The sequence below is a fragment of the Methylosinus sp. PW1 genome (assembly GCF_000745215.1).
Taxonomy (GTDB): domain Bacteria; phylum Pseudomonadota; class Alphaproteobacteria; order Rhizobiales; family Beijerinckiaceae; genus Methylosinus.
In genome coordinates this window covers 545,150-572,014 of the sequence record NZ_JQNK01000008.1, presented here as the reverse complement: position 1 = coordinate 572,014, position 26,865 = coordinate 545,150, and the positions used below count along the sequence as shown (strand labels likewise).

General features: G+C 65.5%; 23 protein-coding genes. 15 read left to right on the top strand and 8 right to left on the bottom strand.

What is annotated here, in order from left to right:
• The first annotated feature begins 85 nt into the window (after positions 1–85).
• The 8 genes from metK (at position 86) to K369_RS08305 (ending at position 7,136) form a co-directional block, all read left to right on the top strand.
• Positions 86–1,276 (top strand): methionine adenosyltransferase, encoded by a 1,191-nt coding sequence (gene metK, locus K369_RS08340; protein ID WP_036290414.1) that lies wholly within the window; start codon positions 86–88, stop codon positions 1,274–1,276.
• Between the two features lie 41 nt (positions 1,277–1,317).
• Entirely contained in the window at positions 1,318–2,058 is a 741-nt protein-coding gene (gene trmB, locus K369_RS08335; protein WP_198033084.1) for a tRNA (guanosine(46)-N7)-methyltransferase TrmB, read from the top strand.
• Positions 2,059–2,104: 46 nt separating this feature from the next.
• On the top strand, positions 2,105–2,998 hold the full coding sequence (locus tag K369_RS08330; protein WP_036289811.1) for a co-chaperone YbbN: 894 nt from the start codon (positions 2,105–2,107) through the stop codon (positions 2,996–2,998).
• 47 nt (positions 2,999–3,045) lie between these two features.
• Positions 3,046–3,714, top strand: coding sequence for an LON peptidase substrate-binding domain-containing protein (locus K369_RS08325; protein WP_036289810.1), 669 nt, complete (start codon positions 3,046–3,048; stop codon positions 3,712–3,714).
• A 112-nt stretch (positions 3,715–3,826) separates the two neighbouring features.
• The gene (locus tag K369_RS08320; RefSeq protein ID WP_018264933.1) at positions 3,827–4,051 is read left to right on the top strand and encodes a Trm112 family protein; all 225 of its coding nucleotides are present in this window, start codon (positions 3,827–3,829) and stop codon (positions 4,049–4,051) included.
• 4 nt (positions 4,052–4,055) lie between these two features.
• Positions 4,056–4,943, top strand: a complete 888-nt coding sequence (locus K369_RS08315) for an acyl-CoA thioesterase II (RefSeq protein WP_036289809.1) — start codon at positions 4,056–4,058, stop codon at positions 4,941–4,943.
• A gap of 317 nt (positions 4,944–5,260) precedes the next feature.
• Positions 5,261–5,599, top strand: coding sequence for a P-II family nitrogen regulator (locus tag K369_RS08310; protein WP_003610684.1), 339 nt, complete (start codon positions 5,261–5,263; stop codon positions 5,597–5,599).
• Between the two features lie 31 nt (positions 5,600–5,630).
• Positions 5,631–7,136, top strand: coding sequence for an ammonium transporter (locus tag K369_RS08305; protein WP_036289808.1), 1,506 nt, complete (start codon positions 5,631–5,633; stop codon positions 7,134–7,136).
• 95 nt (positions 7,137–7,231) lie between these two features.
• On the opposite strand, the gene K369_RS25500 is transcribed toward K369_RS08305, so the two are convergent.
• The 4 genes from K369_RS25500 to K369_RS08285 all read right to left on the bottom strand — a co-directional run bounded on the left by K369_RS25500 (position 7,232) and on the right by K369_RS08285 (position 9,777).
• The gene (locus K369_RS25500) at positions 7,232–7,822 is read right to left on the bottom strand and encodes a DUF4145 domain-containing protein (protein ID WP_198033083.1); all 591 of its coding nucleotides are present in this window, start codon (positions 7,820–7,822) and stop codon (positions 7,232–7,234) included.
• 144 nt (positions 7,823–7,966) lie between these two features.
• The gene (gene hrcA, locus K369_RS08295) at positions 7,967–9,055 is read right to left on the bottom strand and encodes a heat-inducible transcriptional repressor HrcA (RefSeq protein WP_036289806.1); all 1,089 of its coding nucleotides are present in this window, start codon (positions 9,053–9,055) and stop codon (positions 7,967–7,969) included.
• Between the two features lie 99 nt (positions 9,056–9,154).
• Positions 9,155–9,499 carry a type II toxin-antitoxin system RelE/ParE family toxin gene (locus K369_RS08290; RefSeq protein ID WP_036289804.1) on the bottom strand — a complete coding sequence of 115 codons (345 nt, stop codon included), beginning with the start codon at positions 9,497–9,499 and terminating at the stop codon, positions 9,155–9,157.
• Positions 9,496–9,777 carry a type II toxin-antitoxin system ParD family antitoxin gene (locus K369_RS08285; RefSeq protein ID WP_036290405.1) on the bottom strand — a complete coding sequence of 94 codons (282 nt, stop codon included), beginning with the start codon at positions 9,775–9,777 and terminating at the stop codon, positions 9,496–9,498. Before K369_RS08285 ends, K369_RS08290 begins: the two co-directional genes overlap by 4 nt.
• Positions 9,778–9,904: 127 nt before the next feature.
• Between K369_RS08285 and K369_RS08280 the strand changes: the two genes are divergently transcribed.
• On the top strand, positions 9,905–10,921 hold the full coding sequence (locus tag K369_RS08280) for a patatin-like phospholipase family protein (protein ID WP_051949180.1): 1,017 nt from the start codon (positions 9,905–9,907) through the stop codon (positions 10,919–10,921).
• Here K369_RS08280 and K369_RS08275 read toward each other — a convergent pair.
• Positions 10,912–12,156 carry a glycosyltransferase gene (locus K369_RS08275; protein ID WP_036289802.1) on the bottom strand — a complete coding sequence of 415 codons (1,245 nt, stop codon included), beginning with the start codon at positions 12,154–12,156 and terminating at the stop codon, positions 10,912–10,914. The two genes, K369_RS08280 and K369_RS08275, sit on opposite strands and share 10 nt — an antisense overlap.
• On the bottom strand, positions 12,153–13,340 hold the full coding sequence (locus tag K369_RS08270) for a glycosyltransferase (protein WP_084570581.1): 1,188 nt from the start codon (positions 13,338–13,340) through the stop codon (positions 12,153–12,155). The genes K369_RS08275 and K369_RS08270 overlap by 4 nt, the downstream gene beginning before the upstream one ends.
• 377 nt (positions 13,341–13,717) lie before the next feature.
• Between K369_RS08270 and K369_RS08265 the strand changes: the two genes are divergently transcribed.
• Together K369_RS08265 and K369_RS08260 are read left to right on the top strand one after the other, a co-directional pair.
• Positions 13,718–14,617, top strand: coding sequence for a hypothetical protein (locus K369_RS08265; RefSeq protein ID WP_036289799.1), 900 nt, complete (start codon positions 13,718–13,720; stop codon positions 14,615–14,617).
• A gap of 81 nt (positions 14,618–14,698) precedes the next feature.
• Complete coding sequence (locus K369_RS08260; protein WP_036289798.1) at positions 14,699–15,862, top strand: LptF/LptG family permease; 1,164 nt, start codon at positions 14,699–14,701, stop codon at positions 15,860–15,862.
• Between the two features lie 95 nt (positions 15,863–15,957).
• Here K369_RS08260 and K369_RS08255 read toward each other — a convergent pair whose 3' ends face one another.
• Together K369_RS08255 and K369_RS08250 are read right to left on the bottom strand one after the other, a co-directional pair.
• Positions 15,958–16,698: an ABC transporter ATP-binding protein gene (locus K369_RS08255; protein ID WP_051949149.1), complete on the bottom strand. Its 741-nt coding sequence runs from the start codon at positions 16,696–16,698 to the stop codon at positions 15,958–15,960.
• Positions 16,688–17,548: an ABC transporter permease gene (locus tag K369_RS08250; protein ID WP_051949179.1), complete on the bottom strand. Its 861-nt coding sequence runs from the start codon at positions 17,546–17,548 to the stop codon at positions 16,688–16,690. Before K369_RS08250 ends, K369_RS08255 begins: the two co-directional genes overlap by 11 nt.
• A 189-nt stretch (positions 17,549–17,737) precedes the next feature.
• On the opposite strand from K369_RS08250, the gene trxA reads away from it, so the two are divergent.
• From trxA to K369_RS28040, 4 genes are all read left to right on the top strand, one after another.
• Positions 17,738–18,064 (top strand): thioredoxin, encoded by a 327-nt coding sequence (trxA, locus tag K369_RS08245; protein ID WP_018264919.1) that lies wholly within the window; start codon positions 17,738–17,740, stop codon positions 18,062–18,064.
• 39 nt (positions 18,065–18,103) lie between these two features.
• Positions 18,104–18,823: a molybdate ABC transporter permease subunit gene (gene modB / locus K369_RS08240; RefSeq protein WP_036289797.1), complete on the top strand. Its 720-nt coding sequence runs from the start codon at positions 18,104–18,106 to the stop codon at positions 18,821–18,823.
• A complete protein-coding gene (modC, locus tag K369_RS08235; protein WP_036289796.1) occupies positions 18,820–19,914 on the top strand; it encodes a molybdenum ABC transporter ATP-binding protein in 1,095 nt (364 codons plus the stop codon). The genes modB and modC overlap by 4 nt, the downstream gene beginning before the upstream one ends.
• Before the next feature lie 459 nt (positions 19,915–20,373).
• Positions 20,374–26,832: an ice nucleation protein gene (locus K369_RS28040; protein WP_156967807.1), complete on the top strand. Its 6,459-nt coding sequence runs from the start codon at positions 20,374–20,376 to the stop codon at positions 26,830–26,832.
• The last annotated feature ends 33 nt before the right edge of the window (positions 26,833–26,865 follow it).

The following is a 26,865-nucleotide window of genomic DNA, read 5'->3' as shown; positions in this document are numbered from 1 at the left end:
ACGAACGACGCCTGTACTGATTTGGGCGAATGGACTGGTCTGTCCGCCGACGAACGGCGGAGCGGCGATTGGACGGAGATTGGATGTGACGCGACAGAACTATCTTTTCACCAGCGAGTCGGTTTCGGAAGGCCATCCCGATAAGGTGTGCGACCGCATTTCCGACGAGATCGTCGATCTGTTTTTTCGCGAGGGCGCCAAATTCGGCGTCGACCCCTATCAGATCCGCGTCGCCGCGGAGACTCTCGCCACCACCAATCGCGTCGTGATCGCCGGCGAGGTGCGCGGCCCCGCCATTTCCAAGGAGCAGATCGTCGACGTCGCCCGCAAGGCGATCAAGTCCATCGGCTATGAGCAGGCCGGCTTCCATTGGCAGAACGCCGATGTCGAGGTGCTGCTGCACGCCCAGTCGGCCGATATCGCGCAAGGCGTCGACGCCGCCGGCAATAAGGACGAGGGCGCGGGCGATCAAGGCATCATGTTCGGCTACGCCGTGCGCGAGACGCCCGACCTGCTGCCCGCTCCCATCTATTACGCCCACAAGATTCTCGAGAAGCTCGCCCATGCCCGCCATACCGGCAAGGAGAAGGGCCTCGGCCCGGACGCCAAGAGCCAGGTCACGCTGCGCTATGAGAACGGCAAGCCGGTCGAGGCCACGCAGATCGTGCTCTCGCATCAGCACACCGACGAGAATCTGACGCCGCAGGACGTTCGCGCCATCGTCGAGCCCTATATCCTCGAGGCGCTGCCCGCGGGCTTCGTCACCAAGGAGACGGTTTGGCACGTCAATCCGACCGGCAAGTTCCACATCGGCGGCCCGGATGGCGACGCTGGCCTCACTGGCCGCAAGATCATCGTGGACACCTATGGCGGAGCGGCTCCCCATGGCGGCGGCGCCTTCTCCGGCAAGGACCCGACCAAGGTGGACCGCTCGGCCGCCTACGCCGCCCGCTATCTGGCCAAGAACATCGTGGCCGCCGGCCTCGCCGATCGCGCGACGCTGCAGCTCTCCTACGCCATCGGCGTGGCCGAGCCGCTGTCGATCTATGTCGATCTGCACGGCACCGGCCAGGTTCCCGAGGACAAGCTCGAGGCCATTCTGCCGCAGATCATCCGCCTGTCGCCGCGCGGCATTCGCGAGCATCTGCAGCTCAACAAGCCGATCTACGCCCGCACCTCGGCCTATGGCCATTTCGGCCGCACGCCGGACGAGGAAGGCGGCTTCTCCTGGGAGCGCACCGATCTCGTCGATGCGCTGAAGGCGCAGTTCTCCTGACGCAGGCGATCTTCGGCGACAAAGACGCCCAAGACTGAGCCATGGAACGAGACGGCGACCTGGAAGCGATCGACGGCGGCGCGGCCCATGTGGCGCGCCGCCTCTACGGCCGCAGCAAGGGCAAGGCCTTGCGCGCCGGCCAGACGCGGCTGCTGCAGGAGCTGCTGCCGCGGCTGACGCTCGATCTCTCGCAACCCTGCCCGTCCGCCGCCGGCCTGTTTCCGACCGCGGTGACGGACGTGCGTCTCGAGATCGGCTTCGGCGGCGGCGAGCATCTGATCGCCGCCGCGGCCGCCCGGCCCGATGTCGGCTTCATCGGCTGCGAGCCCTTCGTCAACGGAATGGCCAAGCTGCTCGCGCGGATCGACGCGCAGGGCCTCGCCAATATCCGCCTCCACCAGGGCGATGCGGCGGAGGTGATCGGCTGGCTGCCGAAGGCGAGCCTCGGCCGAACCTACCTCTTCTATCCCGACCCCTGGCCCAAGCGCCGACATCGCAAGCGCCGCTTCGTCTCGAAGGAGACATTAGAGGCGCTCGCCCATGTGCTACGACCCGGCGGGGAATTGCGTTTCGCCACAGATATCGACGATTATGCCGGCTGGACGCTGGCGCGCGTCCGAGAGTCTGTGGATTTTGCATGGCGCGCAGCGGCCTCTGCGGACTGGCTCACGCCCTGGCGGGGCTGGACGCAGACGAAATACGAGGCGAAAGCGATGGCGGCCGGACGCAAACCGGTCTATCTGACTTTCGAGCGGCGTCGCGACGGAGCTTGCGACGCCTAGGACGCATTCCGGTCGAAGCTCTGGCGGACGGTGCGGGAGAAGTGCGATGGCGGCGGAACTGACGGCGCAAGACGACGCCCGAACGACCGAGACGACGACGGAGAGCTTCCGCGCCGACGTCCTCGAGGCGTCGCTGCGCCAGCCCGTGCTCGTCGATTTCTGGGCGCCCTGGTGCGAGCCCTGCAAGCAGCTGGCCCCCGCCCTCGAGCGCGCCGTAAAGGCCGCCGGCGGGCGCGTGAAGCTCGTCAAGATGAACATCGACCAGCATCCCGAGGTCGCCGGACAGCTCGGCGTCAAATCCATTCCGGCGGTCGTCGCCTTTCAGCGCGGCCGCCCGGCCGACGGCTTCGTCGGCGCGCTGCCGGAGAAGCAGCTGCGCGGCTTCATCGAGCGCCTCGCCGGCCCGCTCGAGGACGAGGGAACCGACGACTTCCTCACCGCCGAGGCGCTGATCGGCGAGGGCCAGCTCGAGGCCGCCGAGGCGATCTTGCTGCAGCTCGTCGCGCACCAGCCCCCTTACACGAAAGCGGCGGCCGAGCTCGCCCGCCTCTATGTCGAGCAGGAGCGCCTCGCCGACGCGCAAGCGCTGCTCGACGGCCTGCCCGCCCCGATCCGCGCCGACTCTCTGGTGGCCGCTGCGGCGGCGTCGCTGGAGAATGCGCTCGCCGCTTCCGATCTCGGCGAGATCGACGAGCTGCACAAGCGCGTCGCCTTCGATCCCGACGATCTGCAGGCGCGCTTCGATCTCGCCCTCGCGCTCAACGCCAAAGGCAAGCGCGACGAGGCCGCCACCGCGCTCCTTGACATCATCCGAAAGGACCGTAGTTGGAGCGACGACGGGGCGAGGAAGCAGCTCATCCAGTTCTTCGACGCCTGGGGACCGCTCGACAAAGCGACCATAGGCGCCAGGCGACGCCTGTCGTCGCTGCTGTTCTCATGATGCGAGCGCGTTTTCTCGAGGAGTAGCGGCGACCGCCGCTGACCGACATGAGCGTCAATCATCCCTATAAAGACACGAGCGCCCTGCCCGTCGTCATTCCCGTTTTCCCGCTGACGCGCGCGCTGCTGCTGCCGCGCGGCGAGCTGCCGCTCAACATATTCGAGCCGCGCTATCTGGCCATGGTCGACGACGCCATCGCCTCGCAGCGCGTCATCGGCATGATTCAGCCGCTGCCCGGCCAGGACGAGCACGAGCCGACGCCCGCGCTGCACAAGATCGGCTGCGCCGGCCGCATCACGCGCTTCTCCGAGACCGGCGACGGCCGCTATCTCATCTCGCTCACCGGCATAGCGCGCTTCCGCATAGAGGACGAGCTGCCGACGACGCTGGCCTATCGCAGCTGCCGGGTCAGCTATGACGATTTCCTCGTCGATCTCGAGCCCGGCGCCGGCGAGGCCAATGTCGATCGCACCGGAATGATCCGCATGCTGCGCGAGTTCGCCGACGGCTCGCAGCTCGACGTCGACTGGACCAGCATAGACGCCGCTCCCAATGAGGCGCTGGTCAATGCGCTCGCCATGATGAGCCCCTTCGGCGCCAGCGAGAAGCAGGCGCTGCTGGAGGCGGTCGATCTGCGCTCGCGCGCCGAGATTCTGGTCGCGCTGGCCGAGCTCGATCTGGCGCAGAACAGCGACGATCCGCCGCAATTTCATTAGAGACTTTTTCCGCCGCTGCGGCATATAGCGAGATAGTTTTACCTCTACCGGGCCGAGGCCGCATGCGGCGTTTTCCCGAAGCCCCATGGCTGCAGAGCAGAAAGGCGTCAAGATGAGCGACAAATCCGATAAGCCCGCGCATGAGGGCGAGGACGCATCCGAGGCGACGAAGGTCGATCCGCGCCTGCTCGAGATTCTGGTCTGCCCGCTCACCAAATCGACGCTCGAATATGATTCCGAGCGCCAGGAGCTGATCTCCCGCTCCGCCCGGCTCGCCTATCCGATCCGCGACGGCATTCCCATCATGCTGCCAGAGGAGGCCAGACCGGTCGACTGACCCGATGGACGCGCTCAACCCCACGAGCGAGTTGCTCGCGCTTCTCGATCTCGAGCCGATCGGCCCGGACGCCTACCGAGGCTACAGCCGGTGCAGGAACGCGCGCGTCTATGGCGGGCAGGTGGTGGGCCAGGCTCTGGTCGCTGCGCAGCGCAGCGTGCCGGCCGACCGCCCGGCCCATTCGCTGCACGCCTATTTCATCCTCGCCGGCGACCCGCGCCAGCCGATCGACTTCTTCGTCACCCGGCTGCGCGACGGCAAGAGCTTCACGACGCGGCGCTGCGAGGCGAAGCAGAAAGGACGGACGATCTTCTCTATGGAGGCCTCGTTCCATATCGAGGAGCGGGGCCTCGAGCACGCCGTTTCCGCGCCCGAGGCGCCGCCGCCCGAGACTCTGCCGACGAAAAACGCGCTGGCCGAGCGTTTCGCCGATTTTCTGCCGCTCGCCGCCTCGGAATGCATCGCCGGATCGCCATCGGTCGATATACGCGTGGTCGATCCGAGCGCCTTTTTTTTGAACAATGCTGCGGCGGATGCTCGGCAATTCATCTGGTTCAAGATCGCCGAACGCATCGGCGACGAGATCGCCATTCATCAAGCGCTGCTCGCCTATCTTTCCGACATGACGCTGCTCAACACGGCGCTGGTGCGGCACGGCCGCTCCATCTTCGACGAGCGGCTACAGGTCGCGAGCCTCGATCACGCTTTATGGTTCCATCGCCCGTTCCGCGCCGATGAATGGCTGCTCTACACGCAGGACAGCCCGACCGCCGCCGGCGCGCGAACGCTCACACGAGGAATGATTTTCTCCTCGGACGGACGGCTCGTCGCCTCTGTGGCGCAAGAAGGCCTGATCCGCGATCACTCATCCGAAACTCGAGCAGCGGATTGACTGTTTCATAGGCGCCTGCTGCCTTTTTGCAGGCGCCTACGCTTTCCCCCGCCCTCTCGCCGCGCCTCACGGCCGCGGGCGCAAACCCTTTGCGCAGCGCGCTTCCCATCTCCTGCGTCGCTTCGCCACGGATTTGATTTGTTTCGCAGTTCTTTTCCAATTCGTGTCTCGCGGCAAGGCGGCGCGAGAGCTGGCACGGCATTTGAAGGTTCGCGGCATGAGCACAACGGTGCTCATCATGGCCATCGCCGCATTGGGCGCCGTCTCGCAAGGCGAGCAGTCAACGCCATGAAGGTCTAGAACAACAGGATAGGCAGATGAAAATCGTGACAGCGATCATCAAGCCCTTCAAGCTCGATGAGGTCCGTGACGCGCTGACGAACATCGGCGTCCACGGTCTCACCGTGACGGAAGTCAAGGGATACGGGCGCCAGAAGGGTCATACCGAGATCTACCGCGGCGCGGAATACGCCGTCAGCTTCCTGCCGAAGCTGAAAATCGAGGTCGCGGTGACGTCCGAGCTCGTCGCCAAGGCCATCGAAGCGATCACGACCGCCGCCCATACTGGCCAGATCGGCGACGGCAAGATTTTCGTCCTTCCCCTCGAGCAGACGATCCGCATCCGCACCGGCGAGCGCGACGCCGACGCGCTCTGACCCACTCTCGAAAAATCACCAGGAGTTCCAAATGAGACTTCGTCTGCCTCGGAGCCTGTCTGCGGCTTCGACTCTCGTCGGCGCGGCGATCGCCGTGAGCCTCGCCGACCCCGCGCTCGCCGCCGGCAACGCGCCCGTTCCCAATCCTGGCGACACGGCCTGGGTGCTCATTTCCTCGGCGCTGGTGCTGATGATGTCCGTCCCGGGCCTCGCTCTGTTCTACGGCGGCCTGGTGCGCTCGAAGAACATGCTGTCCGTGCTCACGCAGACCTTCGCGATCGTCGCGCTGGTCGGCGTCGTCTGGACGCTCTACGGCTATTCGCTCGCCTTCGGCGACGGCGGCTCGCTCAACGCCTATATCGGCGGCTTCAACAAGCTGTTCCTGAAGGGCGTGGACGCCTCCTCCAACGCGCCGACCTTCACCCCCGGCCATGTCATTCCGGAATACGCCTATTTCGTGTTCCAGATGACCTTCGCCATGATCACGCCGGCGCTCATCATCGGCGCCTTCGCCGAGCGCATCAAATTCTCGGCGGCCTTCGTGTTCGTGCTGCTGTGGGTGACGATCATCTATTTCCCGGTCGCGCATTGGGTGTGGGGCGTCGCCGATCCGAACGCCATTGTCGACGCGGCCACCAAGCTCGCCGCCGCCACGACGGATGAAGCCAAGACCGCCGCTCAGGGCGAGATCGACACGCTGATCGGCTCGGTCGGCTGGATCGCCGGCGGCCTCGCTCCCTGGATGCATGGCACGGGCGCGCTGGACTTTGCCGGCGGCACCGTCGTCCACATCAACGCGGGCATCGCCGGCTTCGTCGGCGCGCTGATCCTCGGCAAGCGCATCGGCTATGGCAAGGAGGCGCTGCCGCCTCACTCGCTGACGCTGTCCATGGTCGGCGCCTCGCTGCTGTGGGTGGGCTGGTTCGGCTTCAACGCCGGCTCCAACCTCGAGGCCAATGGCACGACGGCGCTCGCCTTCGTCAACACCATGGTGGCGACCGCCGCGGCGGCGCTCTCCTGGCTGCTGGCGGAATGGGCGCTGAAGGGCAAGCCGTCGCTGCTCGGCCTGATCTCGGGCGCCGTCGCCGGCCTCGTCGCGGTGACGCCGGCCTCCGGCTACGCCGGTCCGATCGGCTCCATCGCGCTCGGCTTCATCGTCTCGCCGATCAGCCTGTTCTTCGTCTCCAAGGTGAAGAACCTCTTCGGCTATGACGACTCGCTCGACGTGTTCGGCGTGCACGCCATCGGCGGCATCACCGGCGCTCTGGCGACGGGCATTCTGGTGAGCCCGGACCTCGGCGGCGTCGGCATCACCGACTACACCAACATCGGCGAGAATTTCGCCGGCAAATACGATCTCGTGCAGCAGTTGATCTCGCAGGCGACCGCCGTCGGCGCGACCATCCTCTACTCCGGCATAGGCTCGGCGATCCTCTACAAGATCGTCGATGTGGTGATCGGCCTGCGCGTCGCTCCGGATCAGGAGCGCGAGGGCCTCGACATCGCCGAGCACGGCGAGCGCGCCTACAACTACTGAGAGCTTCGTCTCACGAAAGCAGAACGGCGCCCTTCGGGGCGCCGTTTTTGTCTAATGGAAATAGGCATTTTTAAAGGGGTTTTGCCGATTTACATCTAACGCCTTCTCTTAGGGACATTTGCCATCAACTCCTCGGCTTGCTTTTCGTGGAGATAGACCGACGCAATAATGCTTTCTGCGACATCAAGAAGTTTGCTAATATCTTCCGCTGAGGGCTCCCATGCCCTGTGGATTGCCGCATGGCCCGCCTCTAATATGCTAGTAAGCACATCCAATTGACGTTCGGAAATATATCCAGCGCCCTTGAACTTATCGAGATTCGCCGCAAAGCTATGAAAATCGCCGACTTTCTCGACCATCACGGCCTCTAACGTGGCTCGCACTCCCATCGCAGCAAGTCGACGCGAATTATTTTGAACCGCTGTGTACGTCTCTCGCATGAGGTCATGAATTAGCTGTGGAATGTGATTCTCTACTGGAAGTCGCACGGGAGAAAGCCACAAAGGAACTCGCCGAGCCATCGGAGGAGGATAAGTGATGATAGTCATATCATCAGGAGCATCGACCCAACCGGAGACGTGTCGCAAAGCAACCGTTTCACAACCCAAACATTTGACCATTTCGAAACGATCGACCCACTGGAGAACCAGGTCGTCGTCATGTGTAACGCTCTCATCTTCGGCCAAGACCTCGTGTTTCGTAAGCCGCGCACAAACTCGGCAGTGGCTCCATACACGTTTAGCGATTGAACGAATTTCCATGATGAAATCCACGTGAAACAAGTTTGTCGAAGCAACGCCTTCAACAGTGCTAACTTATGCGGCGGCTAGTCACCCGCCGACGACGCGCGCCACCACTTTCGCCGTGTAATCCACCATGGGCACAATGCGCGCGTAATTGAGCCGCGTCGGGCCGATGATGCCGAGCGCGCCGACGATGCGCTTATTGCCGTCACGCAGCGGCGCGGCGATCATGGACGAGCCGGAGAGCGAGAACAGCCGGTTTTCCGAGCCGATGAAGATGCGCACGCCCTCCCCGGTCTCGGCGCGCTCCAGGAGATCGATGACCTCGGTCTTGGTCTCGAGATCGGAGAAGAGGAGGCGGATGCGCTCGAGATCGGCCATCGCCGTCAAATCCTCGAGCAGATTGGCCTGCCCGCGCACGATGAGCTGGCGATGCTCCGCCCCCGCCCCGCCCCAGCTGGCGAGCCCAGCGTCGACGAGCCGGGCGGTCAATTCGTCGAGCTCGGTCTGCGCGGCCTTGCGCGCATCCTCTATCTCCGAGCGGACCTGGCCGAGGGTGAGGCCGCGAATGCGGGCGTTGAGATAATTAGCCGCCTCGATCAGCGAGGAGGCCGGCAGATCGCGCGGCACCTGCAGCACGCGATTTTCGACCGAGCCGTCCTCGCCGACGAGAATGGCCAGCGCGCGCTCCGGCTCGAGGCGCACGAACTCGATCTGCTTCAGCCGCGCATTGTCCTTGCTCGTCACCACCACGGCGGCGCCGCGGGTGAGGCCGGAGAGCAGGCTCGTAGCCTCGGCCAGCACGCCCTCGAGGTCATGGTCCTTGGAGGCGGCCTCGACCTGCGCCTCGATCTGGGCGCGCTCATCCTCCGCGACGTCGCCGATCTGCAGCAGAGAATCGACGAAAAAGCGCAGGCCGAGCTCGGTGGGCAGGCGGCCGGCGCTGGTGTGCGGCGCATAGACGAGGCCGAGCTCCTCCAAATCCTGCATCACATTGCGCACCGAGGCCGGCGACAGCGCCATGGGCAGCAGCCGCGACAGCTGGCGCGAGCCGACGGGATCGCCGCTCGACAGATAGGTGTCGACGATCTGGCGAAAGATTTCGCGCGGCCGGTCGCCGAGATTGGCGAAGCTCTGCGCGCCGGCGGGAGGGAGCGGATGGCCCATGCGGATCATGACGGAAGAATGGCGCCTCGGCGGCGCGGGTCAAGCCCGGTCTGCGCGAAGGAGCGAAGGGATTTCAAAAAGGCGCTCCGCGCCATGCCGGCGACAGCGTCAACCGATATCCGGCGGAATATGCCGAGCGAGGTCCATGGCGTCATGCAGGATGCGCAGCACTTCGACGACCTTCCCCTCCGCCCTGCGATACATGATGAAATGCCGTCCGCGGCGACCGCGCCGCGCCAAATGGAGCGTACGAAGCCCCGGAAGGATTTCGTCGCGCGCCATGCTACCCGCCACATTCGGCCCTTGCGCCAGCTCGGCGAGGGCGTCCATGAGCGTCGCTTTATAAATCGTCATCTGACGCGACCCGAAGGTCTCCGCCGTATATTGCAGAATACGCAGAAAATCGCGCTCCGCCTCGGCGCCGAGGCGGATGCGCCAAGGCGCCTCAGTCACTTTTCCACGGCCCCGGAAGCGGCGAGCGCGTCGAGATGGGCGAGAAGCGCGGAGGCGTCCGCGAATTCTTTGAATTCCGCGCGATCGAAAGCCGAAGCGCCGTCTCGCGCTGCGCTGCGCAGAGCTTCGAGCTTGCGCGCCTCCTCGATCTCACGGCTCTCGACGAGGCGCAGGCCTTCCCGCAGAACCTCGCTCGCATTCTGATAGCGTCCGCTCTGAACGAGCGCCTCGATCAAGCTTTCCTGCCTCTCCGTGAGGACGACATTGCGGGTCGGCATGGCGGACTCCTCGCTTTTAATAATCATAGCCTCCTTTGGCATATTATGCCAGCACGAGCCGCGCGGGATGGCGAGCGAAGCCGACGCCCTATCTCTCCTGGATGTGATTTTGGGCGGGACGGGCGCGATGCGAGACGAAATCCTCGTCGATCTGGCTTTGCAGGGCGGCGGAGCGCATGGCGCCTTCACCTGGGGCGTTCTCGATCGGCTGATCGAGGAGCCCTGGCTGCGCATAGACGGGGTCTCCGGCACTTCCGCCGGAGCGATGAACGCCGCCGCGCTGATCCATGGGTTCTCGCAGGGCGGCGTCGAGGGCGCCCGCGCGGCGATGGAGGAGTTCTGGCGGCGCGTCGCCGCCGCGGCGCGCTTCAGCCCGCTGCAGCGCAGCCCGCTGGATGTGCTGCTCGGCCGCTGGACGCTCGACAATTCGCCGGCCTTTCTCGCCATGGATTTATCTTCACGGCTCGTCTCGCCCTATGATCTCAACCCCGCCGGCGCCAATCCGCTGCGCGACATATTATGCGAGACCATCGATTTCGAGCGTCTGTCGCGCTCGCCGATCAAGCTCTTCGTGACGGCGACCAATGTGCGCACCGGCCGCGCGCGCGTCTTTCGCAACGCCGACCTTTCCGCCGAGGCGCTGCTCGCCTCCGCCTGCCTGCCGACCATGTTCCAGGCGATAGAAATCGACGGCGAGGCCTATTGGGACGGCGGCTACGCCGGCAATCCGACCATCACGCCGCTGGTGCGCGAATGCGCGTCGCAGGACACGATATTGGTGCAGGTCAATCCGATCGAGCGCAAGGAGACGCCGCGCAGCGCGATCGATATTTTGAACCGGCTGAACGAGATTTCCTTCAACTCGCCATTGCTCAAGGAGCTGCGCATGATCGCGCTGCTGCGCGAGGTCGCCGATCCCGGCCATAGCGAAGGCGCGCGCTGGGCCTCCATGCGCATTCACGCCATTGCGACCGATATGGCGGCGGAGCTGTCGGCCTCCTCCAAGCTGATCGCCGAATGGGATTTCCTGCTGATGCTGCGCGAGGAAGGACGGCGCCGCGCGGAGGCGTTTCTCGAGCGCAATGGCGATGCGCTGGGCGAGCGCTCGAGCTTCGATCTCGCGGCTATGCTGGATTATGTGTGACGCGCGCCGATGAGCGCCGGCGCCAGAGCGGCGAGATTGGCGCGATAGGCGTCGAGAGAGAAATGCGCGTCATAGAAGCGGCGCATCTCGCTCGCCGCGCGCTGCGCCTCGCCCGGAACGCGCGCATCGGCCGCCGCGGCCTTCAACGCGCGCGCGAAATCTTCGGCGTTGTCGGCGATCGTCACATCGGCGAAGCGCGTGAGATCGACATGCATTCCGCGAAAAGCGTGGCTCGTCGAGAGGAGTGGCAGGCCGCTCGCCAGCGCCTCCACCGTTTTGATGGAGAGGCCATGGCCGCTGATCGTCGGCAGCAGCACGAGCCGCGCCGTCGCATAGGCGGCGCCGGGATCGTCGACGCGGCCGACGAAGGATGCGCGATGCGCCGCGAAGAGAGCGGGGTCGCGCGCCTTCACTCCGGCGTCGACATTGCCGACGATGCGCAAATGCGGAATGCGCGTATCGCCGAGAACCTCGCGCAGAAACCAGCAAACGCTATCGACATTGGCGCTATTGTTGCTGGCGACGAGCAGAATATCCTCGCCGCCGGGGCCGAGCGGCGCTTCCGGCGCGCTCGGATAGAGCAGCGCATGCTCTTTTTCCGGCAGCAGCGCGCGGAAATCATCATATTCCTGCGCATTGAGATGCAGCAGAAGATCGGCGCCGCGCATCAGCTCCAGCTCGCGGGCGAGCATTTGCTCATAGGTCACGCGCGGCGGCAGCCAGGGCCTATGCTCGTTCATCAGCGCGAATTGGCGCGCCTGCAGATCATGACTGTCGAGCATTATGGGCGCGCCGCGCGCGAGGCGCTTCGCCGCCGACATCAGGAAGAAATGATTGCAATGCACGAGATCGAAGCGCCGATCCATGAGGCCCAGCGCCAGCTCCGCGCGCTCGGCCACGCCGGCGCGAATAATGGCCTGATCGCCATGCAGATAAGGCCACAGAACATCGCGCAGAAAGCGCGGCGTCGCGAAAGCGTGGAAAGGCGCGCCGCCGAACCAACGCTCGCCCCGCGAGAGCTCCGGCGTCGCCTCGACGAAAGCGCGCCAGCGCCAGGCGCGCTCCGGCGTGAAGCCGGGCAGATCGCATATGGCGACCGGCGCGACGCGGGCGCCGAGCGCGCGATAGGCGGCGACCTGCCCCAGCACGACGCGATATGTGCCGCAGGAATGCCAGGCCGGATGCACAATGGCGACATGACGCCCGGCGAGAGGCAGAGAAGCAGTGTCTTTCATCGCGCGAGCAACGGCGCGGCCGTCTCGCGCAAGGCGCGCGCATAGGCGGCGGGGCTGAACATATCGTCATAGAGGCGGCGCGTGTCGGAGACTTCGCGCGCGCCAGCGTCGCGACGCTGGCCGATCTCGCGCAGAGCGGCGGCGAAATCGGCGGCCTCATCGGCGAGAATGACATTGCCGAGCCGCTCGGGATCGATGGCCATGCCGCGAAAGGCCCGGCGTGTGGCGATGAGCGGCGCGCCGCTCGCCATCGCCTCCACCGCCTTCACCGAGAGGCCATGACCTTCGACTGTGGGCAGCAGCACGCAGGCGGCCTGCGCATAGACCGCGCCGATATCGTCGACGCGCCCCTTGAACAACGCCCGATGGGACTCGTAGAGCGATTTGTCGAGGCGCTTCACGCCCGAGTCGATATTGCCGTAGATCTCCACCTCGACGCCAGGGGCGAGCGGCGCGACCTCGCGCAGGAACCAGCGCAGGCTGACGAAATTTCCGTAATTGTCGCTGGCGACGATGATGATGCGATCGCCGCCCGGCCCGCAGGGAACCGGCGCGATGGCGGGATAGACGAGACGATGGCGCGCCTGCGGCAGCAGACGGGCGAACTCCGCCCGCTCCTCCTCATTGAGATGTATGCAGATATCCGCCGCGCGCATCCACTCGAGCTCAATCGACAGCATGTCGTCATAGGACACATAGGGCGGCAGGAAGAAGCCGCCTTGATTGCGCAGAATATATTGTCGCGCTTGTATGTCCTGCGTCTCGACCATGACCGGCGTATTTCTTCCACGAAGCAGTCGAGCAACAAAGGGCAGCGTGAAATAATGATTCGCATGCACGAGATCGACATTCTCGTCTGCGAGGCCCGGAGGAAGATCGACGAGCTTGGCGAGCTCGACGAGCCAGGTCGCCTGATCGCCATGAATCAGCCGCCACCACGCGTGCGCGAGAAAGGACGGCGAGAGGGCGGCGAGCCGGCTCGGACCGCAGAAATAGCGCTTATCGGCCGGCAGATCGGCGGAAGCGGCGAAATAGGCCTCCCAGCGCGGCCCATGCGGCGGACGTGGGGCTGGCGCGTCCATCAGAGCGACGGAGATCGTCCGCGCGCCGAGCGCGCGATAGGCCTCGAGCTGGCTTACATTGACCTGATAGCTGCCGCAGGAATGCCAGGCGGCGTGAACCACCGCGACCGTCTTCCCCGCGAGTGGGCCTGCGGCGACGGAAGCGTCATTGGAAACCAGCTGCTCGATCGACCCCTCCCGTTCCGCGCGACGATGGGACGCATGGCGCCCTCACCCTCCCCTTCAGGGGGAGGGTCGGCCGGCCATAGCCCGGCGCTTGCGACGGGCGTTCTTTCAGAACGCCCTATGGCCGGACGGGGTGGGGTGAAGGCCCGAGACTCGGGGCGTCACCCCCTCCCGAGCGCCTTCGGCGCTCGACCTCCCCCCTCGAAGGGGGAGGTGGAAACGCCTCTTCCTGCGCGTTTCCACCTCCCCCGACTCCGGCGCCGTCCGTCCGCCCCCGCTTGCCCTGCGGCGGCGTTTCCAAGTAGACGGGGTATATGAGCCTTCGACCCGCAAATCCAGATTTTTCCCCACTACGCTCCGCCCCGGACCAGAGCGGGGCCGCCGCTGGCAAGCGTTATGGGATCGCCATCGTCGGCAATGACAAGATCATCGACTGGCTGCTCCCCTTCCTCGAGAGCTATGCGCAGACCAACGCGCATCTGCCGCTCTATCTCGTCCCCTATGACGAGAATGTCGCGCAGACGCGCCGCGCGGCGGACATATACGGCGCGCATTTCATCGAGGAGGTTCCCGAGGCGATCGACAGGCTCGCCGCGGAACTCTATCCCGGCCCCTTCAACGGCAATCGCCGCCGGCTTCGCAAGCTGCAGGCCCTCGCCCTGCCGCTGGACGAGGTCGCCTATGTCGATGTCGATGTGGTGCTCTATCGCGATTTCTCGCCCATTTTCGGCCGGCTCGAGGCCAAGAAGACGGAATTCATCGTCGCCTCGCCGAGCTTCGAATATGTCTACAACGAGAAGAAGGCGAACTACCCCTTCCTGCGCGACGCGCTGCTGTTCAATGACGGCTTCTGGGTCACGTCCAACCAATATTTGAAGCTCGACCATTTCATCGAGACGATGCGCGAGGACGCCAAGCTCTTCCATGAGGTGCGCAAGCGCGGGCAGCTCTTCGCCCAGCCGCTGGTGAATTTCGTGACGCATCGGCGCGGGCTCGCCATCACGCTTTTGCCGCATTGCGTCGAGCGCGCCTCGCATGAGAGCTTCTATCAGGCGCCCGGAATCACCTTCGCCGACGGCAAGCCGCTCGATCCAAACGGCAAGGAAATCTACTTCTGCCATTGGGCGGGAGCGACCGTCCTCCCCTCGACGGGCGTTTTCGACGCCTCGTGGAAGGAGTTTTCCAAAGCCGCCTGGGCGAAATTTCGCAAATAGGCCGAATTCCGCTATGAGACTCTCGTGCGGCGGCGGCCCTCCCTCCGGGACGGGTCGATTTCGTCGCACGGAACAGGACACATGCCTCGCCTACTCTTCCTCTATCTCGCACGGCGCATCCTGTTCACCACGCTCGTCGTCCAGCTCGCGCTCATCGTGCCGGTCGTGCTCTCCTATCTGCTCTACACGCTGACGCCGGCGGCGATTCGCGCCGGCCTGCTGGCCCCGGCGCTCATCGGCACCATGCCGACGGTCGGCTTCATCACCCTGCCCATGGCCATAGGCGTCGCCACGGCGCTCGAATTCGCGCGAATGTCCAATGAGGGCATGATCGCCGTGCTCTATGCGCTGCGGCTGTCGGTCTGGTCCGTGTGCCGGCCGGCGATCGTCTGCGCCGGCGCGCTGGTCGTCCTCGGCTATGGGCTCGCCAATCTCATGGCGCCTTATTACGCCAGCGGCTTGCAGGACGTCATCAATGTGGTGCGCAACTCGCTCAATCACCGCATGCTGGACGCGGCGCATTTCTACACTTTCGACAATGGCGTGAAGACGCTCTACCTCCAGCGCTGGGAGACGCCGGACATAGCCGTCAATCTCTTCGTGCGGCAGATCTCCATCGAGAAGCGCCAGGAGGAGACGATCACCGCGGCGCGCGCAGAGTTCCGCCGCCAGCCCTCCGGCGTCGTGGTGGCGCTGTCCAACGGCAGCATTCAGACCAAGCCCTTCGACACGGACGAGGTCCGCATCGCCAATTTCGACGAATATGCGATGGCGCTGCCGATGCAGGGCAGCGAGCAGCTGCCGCCACGCAATTGGCGCGGCGTCTATGAGCTGACTTTGCCGGAATTCATCGCCAATTGGCAGACCGCCAAGCTCGACCGCCGCCAGGCCGGCGAATGGATGGCGGAAGCGGCCAAGCGCTTCGGCGTGCCGTCGCTCGCCATTGCGCATACGCTGCTCGCCATGGCGCTGGTCTTGACCTTCGGCAATATCACCGGACGACGCGGCGGCATGAGCTCCTTCGTCATCATCGCCATTCCGGCGGTGCATATCTTCTTTCTGGTGGCGCTCGAATCGCTGCTGCGCGCCGACGCCCGCTTCGCTTTCCTTCTGGCGGGAGCGGCGGCGCTCGAGGTCGGCGTCTCGATCCTGCTGATCTACCGGCGCAACAGAAGCACCAGCCCGATGCGCAAGCTCTCCGCCTTCGAGGCGATCGCCGCGGAGCCGCAGACTGTCGCGGCCTGACCAACCTTCGTCATCGCGAGGAGCGAAGCGACGCGGCGCGATCCAGGAACCGCCCTCGACTCCCGGATTGCTTCGCTTCGCTCGCAATGACGACATCACGCGGCGGCGAGCACCACCTCGCGATAATGGGGAATGACGACATCCGGCGCGCCGGTCTCGCGCACCGCGCCCTCGTCGATCCAGATCACGCGGTCGCAGAGATCGCCGAGGAAGCGCAGATCGTGCGAGACCATCAGAATGGTCCCTTTCTTGGCGAAATCGGCGATGAAGGCCTCGCATTTGGCCTGGAACACCTCGTCGCCGACCGACAGCGCCTCATCGACGATGAGAATATCGGCGTCGGCGTTGGCGCAGATGGCGAAAGCGACGCGCGCCACCATGCCGCTGGAATAGAGCCGCATGGGCTGATCGAAGAAAGGCCCGATATCGGCGAATTCGGCGATGGCCGGCAGGCGCTTCTCCACCTCCTTGCGCTTGAGGCCGAGGATCGCGCCGCCGATCATGGCGTTCTCGCGTCCGGTGAGCAGGCCGTCGAAGCCCGAGCCCAGCGCCAGAATCGGCGCCACGCGGCCCTTCACCTCGAAGGAGCCGCGCGTCGGCCGCGTGATGCCGCAGAGAATTTGCAGCAGAGTCGTCTTGCCGGCGCCATTGCGGCCGATAATGCCGACCTTCTCGCCCTTGGCGACCTCGAAGCCTATGTCGTGGAGCACCCAATGCTCCTGATAGAACTTCTTCCACAGGCCGAACAGGATCTGCTTCAGCTGATCGTTGCGGTGCAGATAGAGCTGGAACGCCTTGCCGACGCTTTCGCAGCGGATGATGGGTTCAGATGACATCGACGATGACCGATTTGTAGCGCATGAAGAACTGATAGCCGAACAGGAATATCCCGTAAGACACCAGGGACAGCGCGACATAGGCGATGGGATTGGGCAGGACGCCGTCGAGCGCCGCGCCGCGCAGCATCTCTATATAGTCGCCGACGAGATTGAGGCGCAGCCAGATCGAGATATGCGACGGCATCTGATCGAGCCGATAGAAGATCGGCGTCGCGAACATCAGCACCGGCACGACCGACACCATGATATGCGCCACATCGCGGGTGAAGGCGCCGAGCGCCATCAAGAACCACACCACGCCGAGCATGAAGCAGGCGAAGGGCAGAATCAGCAGCGGCGCGAAAAAAATCGTCATCGGCAATTCGCCGGCCGTCACCAGGCGGAAGACCACATAGACGCCGAGGCTGATGCCGCCATAGACGAAGGAGCGAATCGTCGCCACCCAGGCGATCGTCTCGCTGGGGAAGATCGATTTCTTCACGAAGGTCACATGCTCGTGCAGCAGGCCGGGTGCGCGATAGGCGAGCTCGCTGAACACATTGAAGACGATGAGCCCAATGAAGATGCCGGCGGCGTAATCGGTCGTGCTCATGCCCGCGGACAATTGCGGAACCGTTATAGAAAACAAAACGGTATAGGTCAGCAGCATGATCAGCGGGGAGAGCACGGCCCAGAGCGGCCCGAGCACGGAGCCGCGGAACCTCGAGGTGAGCTCCCGCCGCACCACGGCGCGGATGAGCTCCCTATGGTGCCAGGCCCGCTCGAAGGGAGCGACATAGGCGATGGGCGGTATCTGAGCGAGCGACAGGCCGAACCTCCTTCGATCGAATACGGCGCGCAGCCGCATAGACCAGCTCGGCGCCGCCTCTGTCAACGGTCGGGCGCCGGGCGGGCCGGATCGACCGCGCCGGGGTCGACCTCGGCAGTCGACCTCGGCAGTCGACCTCGGCAGTCGACCTCGGCAGTCGACCTCGGCTTGACGCGCCGCCGCGCCGTTCCTACTCTTTCGACAAAGTTTCAATTCGAAAGGAAAGCCATGTCTGCCGCGACCGTCAAAGTCTCCGATGCGAGCTTCGAAGCCGAGGTTCTGAAATCCGACCAGCCGGTCGTCGTGGATTTCTGGGCCGAATGGTGCGGCCCCTGCCGCACCATCGCGCCGGCGCTCGAGGAGATCGCCACCGAGCTCAAGGACAAGCTCAAGATCGTCAAGCTCAACGTCGACGAGAATCCCAATGTCGCCGGCATGCTGGGCATTCGTTCCATCCCGACGCTCATCATCTTCAAGGACGGCAAGGCCGCCTCGCAGAAGGTGGGCGCCGCGCCCAAGGGCGAATTGCTGCGTTGGATCAACGGCGCTATATAAGCGCTCGACGTAGCGGGAGTGAAGGCGTAAATCCGAGGGATGACTCTCTCGGATTTCGCGCCTTCCCTCCAATTCTCCCCGCAGGAGCTGACGGCGATCGTCCTCAGCCTGAAGGTGGCGGGGACGGCCACGGCGTTCTCCCTGCCGCTCGCCGTCTTCGTCGCCTATGCGCTGGCGCGCTGGCGCTTCCCCGGCCATGCGGCGCTGAACGCCTTCATTCATCTGCCGCTGGTCATGCCGCCGGTCGTCACCGGCTTCGCCCTGCTGCTGCTGCTCGGCCGCAAGACGCCGCTCGGCGCCTTCCTCGCGGAATATTTCGGCATTGTCTTCGCCTTTCGCTGGACCGGCGCGGCGCTGGCCGCCGCCGTGATGAGCTTTCCGCTGATGATCCGCCCGATTCGCCTCTCCTTCGAGAGCATAGACGAGCGGCTGGCGCTGGCCTCGCGCTCGCTGGGCGCCGATCCGCTATGGACCTTCTTTCTGGTGACGCTGCCTCTGGCGGCGCCCGGCGTCATCGTCGGCTCGATTCTCGGCTTCGCCAAGGCGCTCGGCGAGTTCGGCGCGACCATCACCTTCGTCTCCAACATTCCCGGCGAGACGCAGACGATTCCGTCCGCCATCTACAGCTTCACCCAGACGCCGGACGGCGACGCCGACGCGCTGCGTCTCGCCGCCGTCTCGGCGACGATCGCCGTGGCGGCGCTCGTCGTCTCGGAGATCTTGCAAAAGCGCGCCGATGCGACGCGAGCCGGCAAATGATCGGCGTCGACATAAAATTGCGCCGGGGCGATTTCACCCTCGCCGCCGCTTTCACCTCGAAGGCCCGCATTCTCGCGCTGCATGGCCCGTCCGGCTCCGGCAAGACGACGCTCGCCCATCTCGTCGCCGGCCTCGCGGCGCCGGACGAGGGCCATATCGTCGTCAATGGCGCGCTTCTCGTCGATACGGCGCAGCGTCTCTTCACGCCGCCGGAGAAGCGCCGAATCGGCCTCGTGTTTCAGGATGCGCTGCTGTTTCCGCATTTCGACGTAAAGACGAACATATTATTCGGCCGCTTCTTCACGCCCAAGGCGGAGCGCCGCGTGCCATTCGAGGCCGTGGTCGAGACGCTCGGCGTCGCGCATCTGCTGCGCCGCCGCGCCGGCGCGCTCTCGGGCGGCGAGCGGCAGCGCGTCGGCCTCGCCCGCGCCCTGCTCTGCTCGCCGCGCCTTTTGGTGATGGACGAGCCGATGGCCTCGCTCGACTATGACCGGCGCCAGGAGATCATGACGCTGATCGAGCGCCTCCGCGACGAATTCCAGATTCCGATCCTGCTCGTGTCTCACGCGGCCGACGAGATATTGCGCCTCGCCGACGAGGTGATCTCGCTCGAGCGCGGCCGCATCGTCGCGCAGGGCCTGCCCTCGGAGACGCTCGCCGCCGCGAGCCGGCATACGGAAGGCGGCCGCTTCTCGGTGGTCAGCGCGCTGGTGGCGCATGTCGGCGCCTATGATGCGCGCTATGGCGTGACGCGGCTCGCGCATCCCGCGGGCGAGATCATCATCGCGGCGCATGTCGCCAATGGCGACCGGCAGGCGCGCACGCTCATCAACGCCACCGATGTGGCGCTCGCCTATCGCAAGCCGGAGAACACCAGCATACGCACCGTGCTGCTCGGCCGCATCGCCGCGATCGACGAGGACGCGAGTCCGCTCGCCTTCGTGCGGCTGGAGCTCGAAGGCGGCGATCGGCTCATCTCGGCGACGACGCGGCTGTCGGTCGCCGAGATGAATCTGAGCGTCGGCGCGCAAGTCTATGCGCTGGTGAAATCGGTGGCTCTGGACGAGAGAGAGCTCCGCGCAAACGCGTGAGCGCGCCGCCGCGCAAGCGTGGCGACGCCGGTTCGCCAGCGACGCTCTCGGACACGAATCCTCGAGCCGAAATCATAGGAATTCGTTAGCTCTTTCATTTAGATGTTTATTAAGACCTCCATGCGATCTTCAAAACCGCGAAGCCTCCGATAAGGGATCGCTTCGTATTCGCGCCGAACAGGACAGATGATCTGTCCGCCGCCGGCCCGGCCAGGAACTCGCGAGCCCATTCCGGCTCGCAGGACTCCGCTGGAGGCACGGCCAAGCGCGACGGTGTTCTCCAAAACCTTCGTGACCAAGGCACAGCCGCCGGCCCCTCGCGCCGGAGCGATCGCTCGCGCGTCCTCGCTGCGTCCTACGCTCACGCCCGATGCGGACCGAGCGCGCTCGGGCCGAGAACCGTCACGCCGTCACACTTTCGTTTCTTCGTAAACAGCTTCATTGGAAGCGGAGCGCCCGATGACCTCGATCTTTACCTCTCTCACCGCCACTCAGGTTGCCGGGCTCACCACGACGATCATATCCAATCTGACGACAACGGACATAGCGGCGCTCAGCACCACGCAGGCGGCGGCGCTCAAATCGACGCAGCTCAACGCGCTCAACTCGACCGATCTCCAATCTTTCGCGCAGACGCAGATCGCGGCGCTCTCGGCCAACGCCATCGCCGGCCTCTCGCTCGCGCAGATCGGCAATCTGACGACGACGCAGGCCGATGAATTCACCGCCACTCAGGTCGCGGCGCTCACCACCTCGCAGATCGGCGCGCTCACCTCGACCGAGCTCCAGGGCTGGGACGGCACGCAACTCGGCGCGCTCACCTCCACGCAGATCGGCAAGCTCACCACCACGGCGATCAGCAATCTCTCGACGACGCAGATTTCCTCGCTGAGCCAGACGCAGGTGCGCGGCCTCACCACCTCGCAGCTCAATGCGCTGAGCACTGACGATCTCATCGCGGTCAATCTCGCCAATCTGACCACCTCCCAGATCGCCGGACTAGACGGCGCCGCAGCCGGCAATCTCTCCACCACTCAGGCGGAAGGCCTCACCTCCGCGCAGATCGGAGCCCTGTCGGCGACGGCTTTCGCCGGTCTCTCTTCGACGGAAGTCCAGGCTTGGAGCACCACACAGCTCGCCGGCCTCACCGCAACGCAGATCGGCAAGCTCACCACCACCGCTCTCTCCAACCTCTCTACCACGCAGGTCACCGACCTCACCTCGACGCAGGTGCGCGGCCTCACCGCCACGCAGATCGGCGGCCTCTCCGCCTCCTATCTCGACGCCATCGACGCCGGAGACTTCTCCACCTCCCAGATCGCCGCCTTCGGAGCCGCCACGGTCGGAGACCTCTCCACCACCCAGGTCGCCAATCTCACCTCCACCCAGATCGGCTCGCTCTCGGCCACCGCCTTCGGCGCGCTGACCTCGACCGAAGTGCAGGCCTTCACCTCCACACAGCTCGCCGGCCTCACCGCCACGCAGCTCGGCAAGCTCACCACCACCGCGATCTCGAACCTCTCGACGACGCAGGTCACGGATCTGACCTCGACGCAGGTCCGAGGCCTCACCGCCACGCAGATCGGCGGCCTCTCGGCCTCCTATCTCGACGCCATCGACGCCGGCGACTTCTCCACCTCCCAGATCGCCGCCTTCAGCGCGACAAGCGTCGGCGATCTCTCGACGACCCAGGTCGCCAACCTCACCTCCACCCAGATCGGCTCGCTCTCGGCGACCGCCTTCGGCGCGCTGACCTCCACCGAAGTGCAGGCCTTCACCTCCACTCAGCTCGCCGGCCTCACCGCAACGCAGCTCGGCAAGCTCACCACCACAGCGATCTCGAACCTCTCCACCACGCAGGTCACTGACCTCACCTCGACGCAGGTGCGCGGCCTCACCGCGACGCAGATCGGCGGCCTCTCCGCCTCTTATCTCGACGCCATCGACGCCGGAGACTTCTCCACCTCGCAGATCGCCGCCTTCGGAGCCGCCACGGTCGGAGACCTCTCCACCACCCAGGTCGGCAACCTCACCTCCACTCAGATCGGATCGCTCTCGGCCACCGCCTTCGGCGCGCTGACCTCGACCGAGGTGCAGGCCTTCACCTCCACGCAGCTCGCCGGCCTCACCGCCACGCAGATCGGCAAGCTCACCACCACGGCGCTCTCGAACCTCTCGACGACGCAGGTCACTGATCTAACCTCGACGCAGGTGCGCGGCCTCACCGCCACGCAGATCGGCGGCCTCTCCGCCTCCTATCTCGACGCCATCGACGCCGGAGACTTCTCCACCTCCCAGATCGCCGCCTTCGGAGCCGCCACGGTCGGAGACCTCTCCACCACCCAGGTCGGCAACCTCACCTCCACCCAGATCAGCTCGCTCTCGGCCACCGCCTTCGGCGCGCTGACCTCCACCGAAGTGCAGGCCTTCACCTCCACGCAGCTCGCCGGCCTCACCGCCACGCAGCTCGGCAAGCTCACCACCACCGCGATCTCGAACCTCTCCACCACGCAGGTCACTGATCTGACCTCGACGCAGGTGCGCGGCCTCACCGCGACGCAGATCGGCGGCCTCTCGGCCTCCTATCTCGACGCCATCGACGCCGGAGACTTCTCGACCTCCCAGATCGCCGCCTTCGGAGCCGCCACGGTCGGAGACCTCTCCACCACCCAGGTCGGCAATCTCACCTCCACCCAGATCGGCTCGCTCTCGGCCACCGCCTTCGGCGCGCTGACCTCCACCGAAGTGCAGGCCTTCACCTCGACCCAGCTCGCCGGCCTCACCGCCACGCAGCTCGGCAAGCTCACCACCACCGCTCTCTCCAACCTCTCCACCACGCAGGTCACCGACCTCACCTCGACGCAGGTGCGCGGCCTCACGGCGACGCAGATCGGCGGCCTCTCCGCCTCTTATCTCGACGCCATCGATGCGGCGGACTTCTCCACCTCCCAGATCGCCGCCTTCGGAGCCGCCACGGTCGGAGACCTCTCCACCACCCAGGTCGGCAACCTCACCTCCACCCAGATCGGCTCGCTCTCGGCCACCGCCTTCGGCGCGCTGACCTCGACCGAGGTGCAGGCCTTCACCTCCACACAGCTCGCCGGCCTCACCGCAACGCAGATCGGCAAGCTCACCACCACGGCGATCTCGAACCTCTCCACCACGCAGGTCACTGATCTGACCTCGACGCAGGTGCGCGGCCTCACCGCGACGCAGATCGGCGGCCTCTCCGCCTCCTATCTCGACGCCATCGATGCGGCCGACTTCTCCACCTCCCAGATCGCGGCCTTCAGCTCGACAAGCGTCGGCAACCTCTCGACGACCCAGGTCGCCAATCTCACCTCCACCCAGATCGGCGCGCTCTCGGCCACCGCCTTCGGCGCGCTGACCTCGACCGAAGTGCAGGCCTTCACCTCCACCCAGCTCGCCGGCCTCACCGCCACGCAGCTCGGCAAGCTCACCACCACGGCGCTCTCGAACCTCTCCACCACGCAGGTCACTGATCTGACCTCGACGCAGGTGCGCGGCCTCACCGCCACGCAGATCGGCGGCCTCTCCGCCTCTTATCTCGACGCCATCGATGCCGGCGACTTCTCCACCTCCCAGATCGCGGCCTTCAGCTCGACAAGCGTCGGCAACCTCTCGACGACCCAGGTCGCCAATCTCACCTCCACCCAGATCGGATCGCTCTCGGCGACCGCCTTCGGCGCGCTGACCTCCACCGAGGTGCAGGCCTTCACCTCCACGCAGCTCGCCGGCCTCACCGCAACGCAGATCGGCAAGCTCACCACCACGGCGCTCTCGAACCTCTCGACGACGCAGGTCACGGACTTCACCTCGACGCAGGTGCGCGGCCTCACCGCGACGCAGATCGGCGGCCTCTCCGCCTCTAATCTCGACGCGATCGACGCCGGCGACTTCTCCACCTCCCAGATCGCAGCCTTCGGAGCCGCCACGGTCGGCGATCTCTCCACCACCCAGGTCGGCAATCTCACCTCCACCCAGATCGGCTCGCTCTCGGCGACCGCCTTCGGCGCGCTGACCTCGACCGAGGTGCAGGCCTTCACCTCCACACAGCTCGCCGGCCTCACCGCCACGCAGATCGGCAAGCTCACCACAACCGCTCTGTCGAACCTCTCCACGACGCAGGTCACTGATCTGACCTCGACGCAGGTGCGCGGCCTCACCGCCACGCAGATCGGCGGCCTCTCCGCCTCCTATCTCGACGCCATCGACGCCGGCGATTTCTCCACCTCGCAGATCGCCGCCTTCAGCGCGACAAGCGTCGGCGACCTCTCCACCACCCAGGTCGGCAATCTCACCTCCACCCAGATCGGCTCGCTCTCGGCCACCGCCTTCGGCGCGCTGACCTCGACCGAAGTGCAGGCCTTCACCTCCACCCAGCTCGCCGGCCTCACCGCCACGCAGCTCGGCAAGCTCACCACCACCGCGATCTCGAACCTCTCCACCACGCAGGTCACTGATCTGACCTCGACGCAGGTCCGAGGCCTCACGGCAACGCAGATCGGCGGATTGTCGGCGAGCTATCTCGACGCCATCGACGCCGGCGACTTCTCCACCTCCCAGATCGCAGCCTTCGGCGCGGCGACGGTCGGCGACCTCTCCACCACCCAGGTCGGCAATCTCACCTCCACCCAGATCGGATCGCTCTCGGCGACCGCCTTCGGCGCGCTGACCTCGACCGAGGTGCAGGCCTTCACCTCCACACAGCTCGCCGGCCTCACCGCCACGCAGATCGGCAAGCTCACCACAACCGCTCTGTCGAACCTCTCCACGACGCAGGTCACTGATCTGACCTCGACGCAGGTGCGCGGCCTCACCGCCACGCAGATCGGCGGCCTCTCCGCCTCCTATCTCGACGCCATCGACGCCGGCGATTTCTCCACCTCGCAGATCGCCGCCTTCAGCGCGACAAGCGTCGGCGACCTCTCCACCACCCAGGTCGGCAATCTCACCTCCACCCAGATCGGCTCGCTCTCGGCCACCGCCTTCGGCGCGCTGACCTCGACCGAAGTGCAGGCCTTCACCTCCACCCAGCTCGCCGGCCTCACCGCCACGCAGCTCGGCAAGCTCACCACCACCGCGATCTCGAACCTCTCCACCACGCAGGTCACTGATCTGACCTCGACGCAGGTCCGAGGCCTCACGGCAACGCAGATCGGCGGATTGTCGGCGAGCTATCTCGACGCCATCGACGCCGGCGACTTCTCCACCTCCCAGATCGCAGCCTTCGGAGCCGCCACGGTCGGCGACCTCTCCACCACCCAGGTCGCCAATCTCACCTCAACCCAGATCGGATCGCTCTCGGCGACCGCCTTCGGCGCGTTGACCTCCACCGAAGTGCAGGCCTTCACCTCGACCCAGCTCGCCGGCCTCACCGCCACGCAGCTGGGCAAGCTCACCACCACGGCGATCTCGAACCTCTCCACCACGCAGGTCACTGATCTAACCTCGACGCAGGTGCGCGGCCTCACCGCCACGCAGATCGGCGGCCTCTCCGCCTCCTATCTCGACGCCATCGACGCCGGAGACTTCTCCACCTCCCAGATCGCAGCCTTCGGAGCCGCCACGGTCAGCGACCTCTCCACCACCCAGGTCGGCAATCTCACCTCCACCCAGATCGGATCGCTCTCGGCCACCGCCTTCGGCGCGCTGACCTCGACGGAAGTGCAGGCCTTCACCTCGACCCAGCTCGCCGGCCTCACTGCAACGCAGATCGGCAAGCTCACCACCACCGCGATCTCCAACCTCTCGACGACGCAGGTCACTGATCTGACCTCGACGCAGGTGCGCGGCCTCACCGCCACGCAGATCGGCGGCCTCTCCGCCTCCTATCTCGACGCCATCGACGCCGGCGACTTCTCCACCTCGCAGATCGCGGCCTTCAACGCGACAAGCGTCGGCGATCTCTCCACGACCCAGGTCGCCAACCTCACCTCAACCCAGATCGGCGCGCTCTCCGCCACCGCCTTCGGCGCGCTGACCTCCACTGAGGTGCAGGCCTTCACCTCCACTCAGCTCGCCGGCCTCACCGCCACGCAGATCGGCAAGCTCACCACCACGGCGATCTCGAACCTCTCCACCACGCAGGTCACTGATCTGACCTCGACGCAGGTGCGCGGCCTCACCGCCACGCAGATCGGCGGCCTCTCGGCCTCCTATCTCGACGCCATCGATGCGGCGGACTTCTCGACCTCCCAGATCGCCGCCTTCGGAGCCGCCACGGTCGGCGATCTCTCGACGACCCAGGTCGGCAATCTCACCTCCACCCAGATCGGCTCGCTCTCGGCCACCGCCTTCGGCGCGCTGACCTCGACCGAAGTGCAGGCCTTCACCTCCACGCAGCTCGCCGGCCTCACCGCAACGCAGCTCGGCAAGCTCACCACCACCGCGATCTCGAACCTCTCGACGACCCAGGTCACCGACCTCACCTCGACGCAGGTGCGCGGCCTCACCGCGACGCAGCTGGATGGGCTGTCGGCGAGCTATCTGGATGCGATCGACGCCGGCGACTTCTCGACGAGCCAGATCGGCGGACTGGATTCGACCGCGGTCGGCAATCTCACCTCGACCCAAGTCGGGGCGCTGACGGCGGCGCAAATCGGCGCGCTTTCCGCGGCGGCGATCAACTCGCTGACCACCACCGAGATCGACGCTCTGAGCAGCACGCAGGTCGCCGGCCTCACCAGGACGCAGCTCGCCGCGCTGAGCACGACCAATTTCACCTCTCTGACCAGCACGACGGGCATTCCGGCGCTCACGACGACGGCGATCGCCGGCATAACGACGACGGATATCGCCGCTTTGTCCACGACCCAGGGCAACGCCTTCACGACAACCCAGATTCAGGCAATGTCCGTGGATCAAGCTATCGCGCTCGTGTCTCTCATCGGCTGACGGCGAGGGGCGCGAGACGCGGTGACTTTCGTC